13 protein-coding genes are annotated in these 14660 nt (G+C 56.7%); 9 read left to right on the plus strand and 4 right to left on the minus strand.

The features are described from left to right. Positions 1–122 precede the first annotated feature (122 nt). The 4 genes from argT to hisP all read left to right on the plus strand — a co-directional run bounded on the left by argT (position 123) and on the right by hisP (position 3242). On the plus strand, positions 123–905 hold the full coding sequence (argT, locus tag ACCW71_RS03995) for a lysine/arginine/ornithine ABC transporter substrate-binding protein ArgT (RefSeq protein ID WP_436369795.1): 783 nt from the start codon (positions 123–125) through the stop codon (positions 903–905). A gap of 156 nt (positions 906–1061) precedes the next feature. Beyond that, the gene (locus tag ACCW71_RS04000) at positions 1062–1751 is read left to right on the plus strand and encodes a histidine ABC transporter permease HisQ (protein ID WP_436369796.1); all 690 of its coding nucleotides are present in this window, start codon (positions 1062–1064) and stop codon (positions 1749–1751) included. Beyond that, positions 1744–2460, plus strand: a complete 717-nt coding sequence (locus tag ACCW71_RS04005; RefSeq protein ID WP_436369797.1) for an ABC transporter permease — start codon at positions 1744–1746, stop codon at positions 2458–2460. Before ACCW71_RS04000 ends, ACCW71_RS04005 begins: the two co-directional genes overlap by 8 nt. Positions 2461–2468: 8 nt before the next feature. Then, entirely contained in the window at positions 2469–3242 is a 774-nt protein-coding gene (gene hisP, locus ACCW71_RS04010) for a histidine ABC transporter ATP-binding protein HisP (RefSeq protein WP_436369798.1), read from the plus strand. A 131-nt stretch (positions 3243–3373) separates the two neighbouring features. Here hisP and ACCW71_RS04015 read toward each other — a convergent pair whose 3' ends face one another. Then, positions 3374–4321, minus strand: coding sequence for a sugar-binding transcriptional regulator (locus ACCW71_RS04015; RefSeq protein WP_436369799.1), 948 nt, complete (start codon positions 4319–4321; stop codon positions 3374–3376). Between the two features lie 194 nt (positions 4322–4515). Between ACCW71_RS04015 and dalD the strand changes: the two genes are divergently transcribed. Genes dalD through ACCW71_RS04030 form a run of 3 tightly spaced genes read left to right on the plus strand, consistent with a single transcriptional unit; the run spans position 4516 to position 8684 of the window. Next, complete coding sequence (gene dalD / locus ACCW71_RS04020; protein ID WP_436369800.1) at positions 4516–5904, plus strand: D-arabinitol 4-dehydrogenase; 1389 nt, start codon at positions 4516–4518, stop codon at positions 5902–5904. Between the two features lie 2 nt (positions 5905–5906). After that, positions 5907–7376: a xylulokinase gene (xylB, locus tag ACCW71_RS04025; RefSeq protein ID WP_436370162.1), complete on the plus strand. Its 1470-nt coding sequence runs from the start codon at positions 5907–5909 to the stop codon at positions 7374–7376. Between the two features lie 27 nt (positions 7377–7403). Beyond that, positions 7404–8684, plus strand: a complete 1281-nt coding sequence (locus tag ACCW71_RS04030) for an MFS transporter (protein ID WP_436369801.1) — start codon at positions 7404–7406, stop codon at positions 8682–8684. Positions 8685–8717: 33 nt separating this feature from the next. On the opposite strand, the gene ACCW71_RS04035 is transcribed toward ACCW71_RS04030, so the two are convergent. Continuing rightward, a complete protein-coding gene (locus ACCW71_RS04035; protein WP_436369802.1) occupies positions 8718–9614 on the minus strand; it encodes a TIGR01777 family oxidoreductase in 897 nt (298 codons plus the stop codon). A gap of 182 nt (positions 9615–9796) precedes the next feature. On the opposite strand from ACCW71_RS04035, the gene yfcF reads away from it, so the two are divergent. Beyond that, positions 9797–10438: a glutathione transferase gene (gene yfcF, locus ACCW71_RS04040; protein WP_436369803.1), complete on the plus strand. Its 642-nt coding sequence runs from the start codon at positions 9797–9799 to the stop codon at positions 10436–10438. A 104-nt stretch (positions 10439–10542) separates the two neighbouring features. Next, positions 10543–11067 (plus strand): NUDIX hydrolase YfcD, encoded by a 525-nt coding sequence (yfcD, locus tag ACCW71_RS04045; protein ID WP_436369804.1) that lies wholly within the window; start codon positions 10543–10545, stop codon positions 11065–11067. A 73-nt stretch (positions 11068–11140) separates the two neighbouring features. On the opposite strand, the gene pta is transcribed toward yfcD, so the two are convergent. Next, positions 11141–13285, minus strand: a complete 2145-nt coding sequence (pta, locus tag ACCW71_RS04050; RefSeq protein ID WP_436369805.1) for a phosphate acetyltransferase — start codon at positions 13283–13285, stop codon at positions 11141–11143. A 70-nt stretch (positions 13286–13355) separates the two neighbouring features. Further along, the gene (gene ackA / locus ACCW71_RS04055) at positions 13356–14558 is read right to left on the minus strand and encodes an acetate kinase (RefSeq protein WP_436369806.1); all 1203 of its coding nucleotides are present in this window, start codon (positions 14556–14558) and stop codon (positions 13356–13358) included. Positions 14559–14660: the final 102 nt, after the last annotated feature.

The following is a 14660-nucleotide window of genomic DNA, read 5'->3' on the forward strand; positions in this document are numbered from 1 at the left end:
GCCTGTCTGAGGTCACGCTAAGTGCGCGGATAACTTGCAGAACTGGCATGAAACATGCAAATTACTTTGCGCAAACACATCACGTACCACATAACAAAAAGCACTTCACTTGAGGGTAATCTATGAAAAAGCGTGTTCTGGCTCTTTCCCTGATGCTGGGCTTAACCACCGCTGCCAGCGTTTTCGCGGCAGTACCGGGTTCAATCCGTATCGGCACAGATCCAACTTACCCACCGTTTGAGTCGAAAAACGCGCAAGGGCAGTTAGTGGGCTTCGATATTGATCTCGCTAACGAAATCTGTAAACGCATTCATACCCAGTGTACCTATGTTGAGAGCGATTTTGATGCGCTGATCCCTTCGCTGAAAGCGAAGAAGATCGATGCCATTATCTCTTCACTCTCCATCACGGCAAAACGTCAGGAAGAGATCGCCTTCTCAGATAAACTCTACGCCGCCAACGCGCGCTTAGTGGCACCGAAAGGCTCAAAAATTCAACCGACTATTGAGTCGCTGAAAGGCAAAAACATCGGTCTGTTGCAGGGCACCACCCAGGAAACCTACGCTAATCAGAACTGGCGGCCAAAAGGGGTGAACGTCACGCCTTACGCGAATCAGGATCTGGTTTATCAGGATCTGAATGCGGGCCGTATTGATGCCGCGTTCCAGGATGAAGTGCAGGCCAGCGAAGGCTTCCTGAAGCAGCCGGTGGGTAAAAATTACGCCTTTGCCGGTCCGGCGGTGAAAGATGACAAGATCTTTGGCGTCGGCACCGGGATGGGACTGCGTAAAGATGACAGCGAGCTGAAAGCGGCGATCGATAAAGCCTTTGCTGATATGCGTAAAGATGGCACCTACGATAAGATTGCGAAGAAGTACTTCGATTTCAATGTGTATGGCGACTAACCATCCTGTCGCTTTACCGGCTGCGCACCGGCGCTGACACCGACGGCGGGTGACATCCCGCCCGGACAGCGTGCCGTCACCAAAAGGTAAAGCTAAGCTGCCCGCCGTTTGCAGGCGGGCAGCGTTTTGTTCTCATCCTACGACAGGACCCTTTCGATGCTGTATGGCTACTCTGATGTAATTCTGCGCGGCACGCTGGTGACGCTGGAACTGGCGCTGACCTCGGTGATATTGGCGCTGCTGCTGGGGCTGATTGGGGCCGGAGCCAAACTCTCGCGCAGCCGACCGCTGGCGATGATAGCGGAAGGCTACACCACCCTGATTCGCGGCGTGCCTGACCTCGTTCTGATGCTGCTGATCTTCTACGGTCTGCAAATTGTCCTCAACCAGATTACCGATGCGCTGGGCATGGCCCAGTTTGATATTGACCCGATGGTCGCCGGTATCATCACGCTCGGCTTTATCTATGGCGCTTACTTCACTGAAACCTTCCGCGGTGCCTTTATGGCGGTGCCGAAAGGACAGATTGAAGCGGCCACCGCCTTTGGCTTTACCGGTGCGCAGGTGTTTCGCCGCATTCTGTTTCCGGCGATGATGCGCTTCGCGCTGCCGGGTATCGGTAACAACTGGCAGGTGATCCTGAAAGCTACCGCGCTGGTCTCGCTGCTGGGGCTGGAGGATGTGGTGAAGGCGACGCAGCTGGCGGGCAAAAGTACCTGGCAGCCATTCTACTTCGCCATTGTCGCGGGGGTGATCTATCTGGTGTTCACCACGCTCTCCAATGGCGTGCTGTGGTGGCTCAACCGGCGCTATACCGTGGGCGTGAAGAGGGCGAGCTATGATTGATATTATTCAGGAATACTGGAAATCGCTGCTCTGGACCGACGGCTACCGCTTTACCGGGGTGGCGATTACCCTGTGGCTGTTAATCCTGTCGGTCACGCTGGGCGGCTGTCTGGCGATTCTGCTGGCGATCGCGCGGGTATCACCTAACCGGTTTATCAGTTTTCCGGTCTGGCTGTTTACCTATGTGTTTCGCGGTACGCCGCTCTATGTTCAGCTGCTGGTGTTCTATTCCGGCATGTATACGCTGGAGATTGTGAAAGGCACCGAACTGCTCAACGCCTTTTTCCGCAGCGGCCTCAACTGTACGCTGCTCGCTTTTACGCTCAACACCTGTGCCTACACCACCGAAATTTTTGCCGGTGCGATTCGCGCGGTGCCGCACGGCGAGATTGAGGCGGCGCGGGCTTACGGCTTCTCCACCTTTAAACTCTATCGCTGCATTATTCTGCCGTCGGCGCTGCGCACTGCGCTGCCCGCCTACAGCAATGAAGTGATTTTAATGCTGCACTCCACCGCGCTGGCGTTTACCGCCACGGTGCCGGATCTGCTGAAAGTCGCACGGGATATTAACTCGGCGACCTATCAGCCGTTCACCGCCTTTGGTCTGGCCGCGGTGCTCTACCTGATTATCTCTTACGTGTTGATCAGCCTGTTTCGCCTGGCGGAACGTCGCTGGCTGGCCCACGTGAAACCCTCTTCATCGCATTGAGTAGAACTATGGCTGACAAAAAATTAAGCGTCACCGAATTGCATAAACGTTACGGTGAACATGAAGTGCTGAAAGGGGTCTCGTTAACCGCCAATGCCGGCGATGTGATCAGTATCATTGGATCGTCTGGTTCAGGGAAAAGTACCTTTTTACGCTGTATCAACTTCCTCGAAAAACCGAGTGAAGGCACGATTGTGGTCAATAACCAGCAGATCACCCTGGTGCGGGACAAAGATGGTCAGCTGAAGGTGGCTGACAAAGAGCAGCTGCGCGCCCTGCGTACCAGCCTGACCATGGTGTTCCAGCACTTTAATCTCTGGAGCCATATGACGGTGCTGGAAAACGTGATGGAAGCGCCGATTCAGGTGCTGGGGCTGAGTAAAGCGGCCGCGCGGGAACGCGCCATCAAATATCTGGATAAAGTCGGGATCGATGCGCGGGCGCAGGCGAAGTATCCGGTTCATCTCTCCGGTGGTCAGCAGCAGCGGGTGTCGATTGCGCGCGCGCTGGCGATGGAGCCGGAAGTGCTGCTGTTTGATGAGCCGACCTCGGCGCTCGATCCTGAACTGGTCGGCGAAGTGCTGCGCATCATGCAGAAGCTGGCGGAGGAGGGCAAAACCATGGTGGTGGTCACGCATGAGATGGAGTTTGCCCGGCACGTCTCCAGCCATGTGATTTTCCTGCACCAGGGCAAAATTGAAGAGCAGGGGCCGCCCGCAGAGCTGTTCGGCAACCCGAAAAGCCCGCGTTTGCAGCAGTTCCTCAAGGGATCGCTGAAGTAACGGTTATCGGAGCGTCAAGGTGAGGAAACAGGGCACCTGCGTAAAGTGCCCTGCGTAGAATAAGCACACACCCCGTCCAGGCGTCTGCATCATCGTCGCGTGCTGCGCCTGTACTCTGCATCCCTGCTGATTCACGCTTGCAGTAACTTCAGCGCCGTGTCCTCATCGGTTACCAGTCCCGATACCCAGCCGCCGTGCAATGCGGCGCGGATCGCCGGGTACTTGCGCTCACTACCGGCAAAGCCAATGATTTTGCGCTGAGTGTGACTTTCCAGATGTACGCTGGTCAGGAGTGCATCCGTTTCGCCCCATACACGTTCGCCCTGCTGATTGAAAAAGTGACCGAGCATCTCGCCTACCACGCCACGCTCCTTCAGCGCCTCAACCTGCGTATCGGTGATAAATCCCTCGGCGTTCAGCGGGCAGCCTCGCATCACTTCGCCAATCCCGACAAAGGCCACGTCCGCCTGTAGGGCGCGATCGGTGACCCGCTGGTACACCTTGTGCTGTACCCACATCGCTTTATCCTCTGGCGTGTCGGCGTACAGCGGCGCAGGAATAAAGAAATACTTACCCTGCATTTTTTCGGCCATCTTCAGCGGGACGTCATAGCGTGTCCCGGAATCATCCCGCGCGATGGCACCAATCATCGAAACACAATGATGCTGCGGGCGATCCACCCAGGGCAACGCATCGATCATTGCGCGCAGGGTTTTGCCGGAACCAATGCCAAACACCTGGGGTTTTTCCTCATTAATAAATTGGCTCATCACCGTCGCGCCTTCGACTGCCAGCATTTGCTGAATGGCATCTTCGTTCAGACTGGCTGAGGGCACGACGCGGCACAGATCCAGAGCAAACTTCTCCTGAACCTCGCGTGCCAGCTGCAAACAGTGGGTGACGGGGTGCTCGATTTTTACATTTACCATGCCCATTTCACGTGCACTGGATACCAGACGCTGCGCCACCTGGCGTGATAATCCCAGCGCCTGGGCAATCTCCTGCTGTGTCACACCTGCAACGTAATACATCCACGCAGCACGCGCGGCCAGCTCCTGCTTTTTCTCTTCTCTGCTCATCACGCTGTTCCGTCTGATTCGGGGGAATATCTTAACGCGAGCTACGCGAAAAGCGCTAATCGAGCAAATGCCCATAAATAGGGCAAAAGTATTATTTGTGATCGGGTTCGCAGAAGGACCTGCACCAGGGACACTATGCTAACGCTCATCGGGCAAATGCCCCTCATTGTGGCAAATGTTTAATCGAGGCGACTATGACCAGTCAATCAGTGTGGATGCATATCGGCGCAGGATCTTTTCACCGGGCACACCAGGCATGGTATCTGCATCAACTGCGTAAGCAGGGTGACGAAAGCTGGGGTATTGCGCTCGGCAATATCCGTCAGGACGCGGTGCCGCTGCTTAATCAGCTCGCGGCACAGCAGGGGGAATATGTACTGGAAACCGTGACGCCGGAAGGTCAGCGAGACTATGAAACCGTCACGTCACTGCGCAAAATTTTGCCCTGGGACAGTGAAATCAGCGCGCTGATTCAACAGGGAGCCCGTGCGGAAACGCGCGTGATTAGCTTTACCGTGACCGAAGCGGGCTACTATCTGACACCCGCATTTACCCTGGATCTCAATCAGGCGGACGTGAGAGCCGATCTGGACGGCGAAATCCGCACTCTTTACGGTGCACTCAGCCGCATTCTGACACAGCGTGTTGCACAAGGTGGTGCGCCAGTGACGCTGCTGAACTGCGACAATCTGCGCCACAATGGTGAGCGTTTTCGTAACGCCTTCCTGGCGTTCCTGACGGCTAAAGGCGACACGGTGCTGGCCGACTGGGTGCGGACACAGACCCGCTCACCGAACACCATGGTTGATCGCATTACCCCGCGTCCTACTCAGGACGTGGCAGAGCGCGTCCAGGCGGCAACCGGCAAACCGGATGGTGCCGCAGTGATGGCTGAATCTTTTATTCAGTGGGTCATTGAGGATGATTTTATTGCCGGACGTCCGGCTCTGGAAAAGGTGGACGTTGAGCTGGTGGAATCGGTACTGCCGTGGGAAGAGGCAAAAATTCGCATTCTCAATGCGACCCATGCCGCGATTGCCTGGGCGGGTACCCTGATTGGGCTGAACTATATTGACGAGAGCACCCGTCATCCGGTCATTTATCAACTGGCGTACGATTACGTGACGCAGGATGTCATTCCCTCACTGTCGCCCAGCCCGCTCGATCTGGCAGATTATCGTGACGTGGTTCTGGCCCGGTTCAGCAACCCCTACATTAAAGACACCAATCAGCGCGTCGCTGCCGATGGTTTATCCAAAATTCCCGGCATGGTGACGCCAACCCTGCACGAGTGCTACCAGCGCGGCGCAGAACCCACCGCAACGGCGATGATCCCGGCGCTCTTCTTTCTGTTTATGCAGCGATGGGCCAGTGACGATTTACCCTACCCCTATCAGGATGGTGCGCTTCAGGCCACAACGCTGCGTAAGCAGTTCGCCAGCGCCGATCCGCTGCAAGCGTTCCTGAGTGATCGTGCACTGTTTGCGGAACTGACTTCTGATAAGGCTTTTCACGCGCTGGTGACCCGCACTGTTGCGCGATTGCAGCAGTGGCTGAAACAGCCTGAACTGGCGGCGGTGTAATGATGTATCTCGGTATTGATATTGGCACCTCAGAGCTTAAAGCATTGCTCATTAATATGCAGGGGGAGATTGTCGCGTCTCAGCACGCCGGCCTCAGCGTGCAGCGTCCCCATCCTCACTGGGCAGAGCAGGATCCTGAACACTGGTGGCAGGCGTGCAGCGAGGTACTGGCGGCATTGCGTCATCAGTTTCCTCAGGCATGGGCGGCGATTCGCGCGATTGGATTATCCGGTCAGATGCACGGGGCCGTGCTGCTCGATGCCGGAGGCAGGGTGCTGCGCCCCTGTATCCTGTGGAACGACACGCGCAGTGCGCCGCAGTGTGAAAAGCTACGGAAACGCCATCCCCGGATGATAGCCATCAGCGGCAATATGATTATGCCTGGCTTCACTGCGCCGAAACTCTGCTGGGTCGCGGAAAATGAGCCAGAGATCTTTAGCCGCATCGATAAGGTTTTACTGCCGAAAGATTACCTGCGCTGGCGTCTGACCGGGTGCTTTGTTACAGAGCCTTCGGACGCAGCCGGAACGCTGTGGCTCGATGTTTCCCGGCGTGACTGGTCGGATGAACTGCTGGCCATCACCGGACTGACGCGCGCCAGAATGCCTGAACTGGTGGAAGGCAGTGCAATAAGTGGACGTCTACAGCCGACACTGGCGAGCGAGTGGGGCTTATCTGCCTCGGTCACGGTCGCGGGGGGCGGTGGGGACAATGCCGCATCGGCCGTAGGGGTGGGCGCAGTGAACGCCGGTGATGCCTTTATCTCACTGGGGACGTCCGGTGTGATTTTTGTCGTCAGCGATCGCTTACAGGCTGACCCTCTATCCGGGGTACATGCTTTCTGCCATGCACTACCTGGCCGCTGGCATCAGATGAGCGTGATGCTCAGCGCTGCCAGTTGTCTGCGCTGGCTGTGCCATCTGCTGTCAGTGAGTGAAAGCCAGCTGATGGAGGAGATGGCACAGCTCAGTGATGAACAGCTGCGCAGCGCCCCGATTTTTCTCCCCTATCTCTCCGGGGAGCGCACCCCTCACAACGATCCTGACGCCTCCGGTTCTTTTTTCAATCTGCGCCATGAAACCCCGCGCGCCCTGCTGGGCTATGCGGTGATTGAAGGCGTGGCATTTGGGCTGGCTGATGGGTTAAAGGCGCTCGGCGAGGCCCGGCATCACATTCAGCAATGCAGCCTCACCGGTGGCGGAGCGCGCAGCACACTCTGGGCTCAATTGATTGCCGATGTGCTGCAACTGCCGATTGTTACCCATCCGGCCAGCGCCTCTGGCGCGCTGGGCGCGGCACGTCTGGCGTGGCTGGCTGATGGCGGTACTGAGCATGAAGTGTGTCTGAAACCGGCAGTCCAGGCGCGCTACCAGCCGGACAAGGCACGCGGGGCCGTGCTGCAACAGCGGCTGCGACTGTTCCGGGAACTCTACATCCAGCAGCAACAGGTGCGTAACCTGCTACCTGCATAACGACTAACCAGACAGAAGGTAATGGTGATGCAATCGAACGAATACTGGTTTGGCTTACCGAAAAAGATGTTCTGGGGTTTCCTCGCTATCGCCATCTTTATGGCGGGTGATGGTTTTGAAATGGCGTTTTTGTCGCGCCATATCACCGATATGGGCTTTACGCCCGCAAAGTCGGCGGTGGTGTTCACCTTCTATGGCCTGGCGGCAGCGCTGGCAGCCTGGGCGTCGGGCGTGGTCGCCGAGCTGATCACACCGCAGCGCGCGATGATGATTGGCTTTGTGCTCTGGATTGTCATGCATACGCTGTTTATGTCGCTTGGGCTTGGACTGCGCAACTATCCGCTCATGGTGCTGTTCTACGGCATTCGCGGGCTGGCTTATCCGCTGTTTATTTACTCGTTCATGATGATGCTGGTGCAGGTCTTACCGCGCGAAAAACTGGCGGCGGCGACCGGCTGGTTCTGGGCGATGTATTCTATCGGCATCGGTGTGGTTGGCAGCTATCTGCCCAGTCTGACCATTCCGATGCTGGGGGAGACGGGGACATTGTGGCTGGCCATCATCTGGGTAGCCTGCGGCGGGATTCTTGCCTGGTTCAGCCTGCGCAATGTGCCGGTAGATCGATCCCGGGTGAACCTGCCGATGCGTGACAAGATGACAGAGATGTCGCGTGCCGTGACCATCCTGTTTACCAATCAGCATGTCTTTTATGCCTGCCTGATTCGCATCATCAACACGCTGTCACTGTTTGGTTTCGCGATTGTTATGCCACTGCTGTTTGTCGATCGTCTTGGCTTCTCCATTTCTGAATGGCTGCAAATCTGGGCGGTGTTCTTCTTTGTCACTATCTTCACAAATATCTTCTGGGGCCTTACCGGTGAGAAGCTGGGCTGGATCCGTCAGGTACGCTGGTTTGGTTGTCTGGGGATGGCCATCTCCAGCCTGACTTTTTATTATCTGCCGCTCTATGCGGGTCATAACTTCTGGGTCGCATTAATCCCTGCGGTCATGCTGGGGATCTTTGTCGCCGCGTTTGTGCCGATGACCGCCGTGTTTCCGACGCTGGAGCCGCATCACAAAGGGGCTGCGGTCTCGATTTATAACCTGTCTGCGGGTCTCAGTAACTTTGTGGCCCCGGCTATCGCCTCCGTCATGCTGCCGTTCTTCGATATTGTCGGTGTGGTATGGGCCTATACTGCGCTATATGTATTCGCTGGCGTGCTGACCTTTATTATTCGTGTGCCACAACCGGGGCACACGCGGGAGGAGAGGGCAATGCAGTCGCGGGTAGCGCGGCAGCGTAGCTGATTAAACAGACGGCGGCCTGGAGCCGCCGTCTGTTTATCCTGCGACATCCTGCAATGCTTTCTGCAAATCGTACCAGCGGAAAACAAAGCCAGAGGCTTCCAGCCGCTTCGGCAGCACATGTTGTCCTCCCAGTACCAGCACCGACGACTCGCCCATCATCAGTTTAATGGCGCTGGCCGGGGTGCGCATAAAGGCCGGACGATGCATCACCTCGCCCAGCGTTGCCGCGAACTGCTCATTACGCACCGCATAGGGCGACACCATATTAAACGGACCGCGCAGATCGTCATGATCCAGCAGCCAGAGTATCCCGTTGATCATGTCGTCAATATGGATCCACGGCATGTACTGCTTGCCGCTGCCGATCGGTCCGCCGACACCGAGCTTAAACGGCAGTTTCATCTTGCTGAGCGCGCCGCCTTCCGCCGCCAGCACCACGCCGGTACGCAACAGGCAGACGCGGGTGCGTTCGCTCTCCGCGCTGAGCGCCAGCTGCTCCCAGCGGGCGCAGAGCTGATGCGTGAACTCATCGTGACCGGGGTCCTCTTCGGTCAGCACCAGATCGCCGGTATCCCCATAAAAGCCAGTGGCGGAACCGGAGATCAGCACGGCGGGCGGCGTGGCGCTGGCGTTGATCAGGGAGGCGATCTGTTCGGTGATCTGCCAGCGGCTTTCACACAGCTGCTGTTTATGCGGCTCGGTCCAGCGTTTATCAGCAATCGGCTCGCCGGCCAGGTTAATCACCGCATCAATGTTATCGAGGCTGGACTGCTGCGCCAGGCCTGACCAGAGCGCCACGTTTTCGCCCAGCTTTTCCCGGGCGCTGACCACATCACGTGTCACGACACTGATCTGATGACCCTGCTGTTGCAGGCGCGGTATCAGATGCCGACCTATCAGTCCCGTACCCCCGGTAATGAGAATATGCATGTTGTGGCTCCCTTAACGTTTTTGTTATTCGCACCCTTCAGCATAGAAGAGTGGAGCCACTCTGAAGTGAGTCGCGTCGCGCTTTCTGACTCAGGAGGCAAACATCGGACCAGCTCAGCGTTGCCTTCGCAAATAAAAGTCGGTAAACATGATGCAACCCTGACAGCCAATTGAGGTTATCGATGAACTATCCGTCCATTACCCTGTGGTCAGATTCATCATTTTTCAGTCCTTACGCCATGTCGGCTTATGTTGCGCTTACCGAAAAGGGCATCCCGTTTAGCTTAAAGCGTGTCGATTTATCCAGAAATCAGCAATATGCAGCGGAGTACCGTGAGCTTTCCCTGACCTGTCGGGTGCCGACCTTGCAGGTTGACGGCTTTCTGTTAAGTGAGTCTTCCGCCATCAGCGAATATCTGGAGGAGCGTTTTCCCGCGCCGGAGTTTGAACGTCTCTACCCGCGTGACCGCGAGCAGCGTGCCCATGCCAGGGAGATACAGGCCTGGCTGCGCAGCGATTTTCAGTGGATCCGCCAGGAGCGTCCGACAGAAGTGCTGTTCGCCGGTGAACGCTTCGCCCCGCTGAGCGCCTCGGCGCAACAGGCGGTGGATAAGCTGATTCGCGCGGTCGAGCGTCTGCTGCCAGAGCAGCAGCAGAATCTTTTTGGAGAGTGGTCGATCGCCGATACGGACCTGGCGGTGATGCTTAACCGGCTGGTATTGCATGGCGATCCTCTGCCGCCGCGTTTACAGCATTATGCTGAGTTTCAGTGGCAGCGAGCCTCGGTACAACTGTGGTTAGCAGAAAGTGGTAAAAATCGATAACGGCTGAGGCTTGCTCAAGCTGACGGAAGTGATTACCTTACGCCACATAAAAATAACGGGCAAACGGTGTGCATCCAGGCACGCCAAACAGGAAAGGGTTACGGATGGTGGATCAAACTGCGGGTGACGGCATCGAATGGGTCGATATTGTAAACGAAGAGAATGAAGTCGTTGCTCAGGCGACACGTGCGCAGATGCGTGCCCAGTGCCTGCGTCACCGCGCCACCTATATTGTGGTTCATGACGGTATGGGCAAGATTCTGGTACAGCGTCGCACCGAGATAAAAGATTTTATGCCGGGTAAACTGGACGCGACCGCTGGCGGCGTAGTGCAGAGCGGTGAAGATATGCTGGAGTCGGCGCGACGTGAAGCGGAAGAGGAGCTGGGGATTGCCGCGGTGCCCTTTGCGGAGCATGGCAAATTCTACTTCGAAGATGAGCACTGCCGCGTCTGGGGTGGCCTGTTCAGTTGCGTGTCGCACGGACCCTTCGCCATGCAGGAATCGGAAGTCGATGAGATTATCTGGATGACGCCAGACGAGATCACCGCGCGCTGTGACGAGTTTACCGACGATTCGCTGAAGGCGCTGTCGCTGTGGATGAGCCGTAACGGGGAGAACCGGGCCTGACCGCTGGCGACCGTTCCCGCTGACAAAAAAAAGGCATGCCCGCGGGCATGCCTTTTACCTTATGGCCGGAGAATCAGCCTTCAGCCTGTTTTGACTGAATTGCGGTCAGGGCGATGGTATAAACGATGTCATCAACCAGCGCGCCGCGTGACAGGTCGTTGACCGGTTTGCGCATCCCTTGCAGCATCGGACCGATAGAGATCAGATCCGCCGAGCGCTGTACCGCTTTGTAAGTGGTGTTACCGGTGTTGAGATCCGGGAAGATAAACACCGTGGCGCGACCGGCCACCTGAGAGTTCGGCGCTTTCGATTTCGCCACATCTTCCATGATGGCGGCGTCATACTGCAACGGACCATCAATCACCAGATCGGGACGTTTCTCCTGCGCAATGCGGGTCGCTTCACGCACTTTTTCCACGTCGCTGCCGGCACCAGAATTACCGGTGGAGTAGGAGATCATCGCCACGCGCGGGTCGATACCAAAGGCTTTGGCGGAATCGGCCGACTGAATCGCAATCTCCGCCAGCTGCTCAGAGGTCGGGTCCGGGTTAATCGCGCAGTCACCATAGACCAGCACCTGCTCCGGCAGCAGCATAAAGAACACCGAGGAAACCAGCGAGCTGTTAGGCGCGGTTTTGATCAGCTGCAATGGCGGACGAATGGTGTTGGCGGTGGTGTGAACCGCACCTGACACCAGGCCATCCACTTCGCCACGCTCCAGCATCATGGTGCCGAGCACCACGTTATCTTCCAGCTGCTCCTGGGCGACCACTTCGGTCATGCCTTTGCTCTTACGCAGTTCAACCAGGCGCGGCACGTAGTTTTCACGCACCTGAGCAGGATCGACAATCTCCACCCCTTTGCCCAGTTCCACGCCCTGAGCGGCGGCCACGCGCTGAATCTCATCCGGGTTACCTAACAGCACGCAGGTCGCGATACCGCGTTCGGCACAGATGGCGGCCGCTTTCACGGTACGCGGCTCATCGCCCTCTGGCAGCACCACCCGTTTGCCTGCTTTGCGTGCCAGCTCGGTCAGCTGGTAACGGAAGGCTGGCGGCGAGAGGCGACGGCTGCGCTCTGAGGTGGCGCTCAGTGACTCAATCCAGTCAGCATTGATGTAGTTGGCGACATACTCCTGCACTTTTTCAATGCGCTGTGTATCGTCAGCCGGCACTTCCAGGTTAAAGCTCTGTAAGTTGAGCGAGGTCTGCCAGGTGTTGGTTTTCACCATAAATACCGGCAGGCCGGTCTGGAAGGCGCGGTCGCACAGGCGGGCGATGCGCTCGTCAATCTCATAGTTACCGGTCAGCAGGATAGCGCCGATCTCCACACCGTTCATCGCGGCCAGGCAGGCGGCGACCAGCACATCAGGGCGGTCGGCGGAGGTCACCAGCAGCGAGCCCGGACGGAAGTGCTCCAGCATATGGGGAATGCTGCGGGCGCAGAAGGTCACCGATTTCACCCGGCGGGTCTGAATCTCACCCTCGTTGATGATGCGCGCGTTCAGGTGGCGGCACATATCGATGGCACGGGTGGCGATCAGGTCAAAGCTCCACGGCACACAGCCCAGTACCGGCAGCGGGCTGTCGGAAAAGAGCTGTTTAGGATCGATATTGGCAATGCTGGCTTTTGATGAGTCATCAAAGATTTCAGACAGGTCAGGGCGCGTACGACCCTGTTCATCCACCGGCGCGTTGAGTTTGTTGATGATCACGCCTGTGATGTTTTTGTTCTTCTGGCCACCGAAGCTGCTCTGGGTCAGCTCAATGCGCTCTTTCAGCTGCGCCGGGGAATCATTACCCAGCGCCATCACAAAGACGATTTCCGCATTCAGGGTCTTGGCGATTTCGTAGTTAAGCGCGCTGGCGAACTGATGTTTGCGGGTTGGTACCAAGCCTTCTACCAGTACCACTTCGGCATCCTGGGTGTTGGCGTGGTAACGGGCGATAATCTCTTCCATCAGGACGTCCTGCTGGTTAGCACCGAGCAGGGATTCAACGCGCGACATCTGCAACGGTTCAGCAGCAGGAATCGACGAGTTCTTACGGATAATGGTGGTGGTCTGATCCGGGGTATCGCCGCCGGTGCGCGGCTGAGCGATAGGCTTGAAGACGCTGAGACGCACGCCTTTACGTTCCATGGCGCGGATAACGCCGAGGCTGACGCTGGTCAGGCCGACGCTGGTGCCGGTCGGAATGAGCATAATTGTACGTGACACGATTGAACCTCTCAGAAATGGCAGGGTGTCAAAAACAACTCCGTCAGCCTGAGCTGACGGAGAGAAGTGTTTACGCAGTGAGACGCGCGGCGTCCTGGGCGATAACCAACTCTTCGTTGGTTGGGATCACCAGCGCCGGGCGGGTGCCCTCTTTATTGATGTAGCCAGACTTGCCAAAGCGGGCCGCGAGATTACGTTCGTGGTCGACGTCAAAGCCGATCAGCGCCAGCTTTTTCAGCGTAATTTCACGCACCATCGCGGCGTTCTCGCCGATACCACCGGTAAAGACTACCGCGTCAAGTCGGCCATCCATCAGGGCGGTGTAGCTGCCGATATATTTTGCCAGACGGTGGCAGAACACATCCATTGCGCGCTTCGCGTCTTCTTTGGTGGTGTAGTTATCTTCAACGTAACGGCAGTCGCTGGTGACTTCGGTCAGACCCAGCAGGCCAGACTCTTTGGTCAGCAGTTTGTTGATCGCGTCAACGCTCATGCCCAGGGTATCGTGCAGGAAGAAGACGATCGCGGGGTCGATGTCGCCACTGCGGGTGCCCATCACCAGGCCTTCCAGTGGGGTCAGGCCCATAGAGGTGTCGACGCATTCGCCATTGCGAATCGCAGAGACTGAACCGCCGTTGCCGAGGTGACAGGTGATGATGTTCAGTGACTCAAGTGGCTTGTTAAGCATTTTGGCCGCTTCGTGAGTGACATAGAAGTGGCTGGTGCCATGCGCGCCATAGCGACGGACGCCATGTTCTTTATATAATTTGTAAGGCAGCGCATAGAGATAAGACTCTTCCGGCATTGTCTGATGGAATGCGGTGTCAAATACCGCGACATTCTTATCTGACAGGTGCGGGAAGTTTTTCATCGCCTCATCGATACCGATCAGATGGGCGGGGTTGTGCAGCGGGGCAAACGAGGAGGCGTCTTTAATCCCCTGAATTACCTCTTCGGTAATGATCACTGACTGTGTCAGCTGCTCGCCGCCGTGAACGATACGGTGACCGATTGCAGCAATTTGTGCCGAAAGCTCAGGTTTTTGTGCCAGAATGGTTTTAACGATGAAATTCAGCGCTTCGCTGTGCGCTGCGCCAGCACCCAAAGGCGCTTCCTGCTTCTGGCCTTCCAGTTTCCATTTAATACGGGCTTCAGGAAGGTGAAAACATTCGGCCAGGCCCGACAGGAATTCGTCACCGCTGGCGGGGTTGAGGATGGCAAACTTGAGGGAAGAGCTGCCACAGTTCAGAACCAGAACTAACTTACTCGACATGGAAGTACCTATTTTTTGAGAGTGGCTAAATAAAACGCAATCAGACTAACAGCGTAGTTCATGAAAGCTGGTAGATTAATGACAAACATCATGCGGTAGACA

This window comes from Pantoea sp. C2G6 (genome assembly GCF_051336815.1).
GTDB lineage: Bacteria > Pseudomonadota > Gammaproteobacteria > Enterobacterales > Enterobacteriaceae > Pantoea.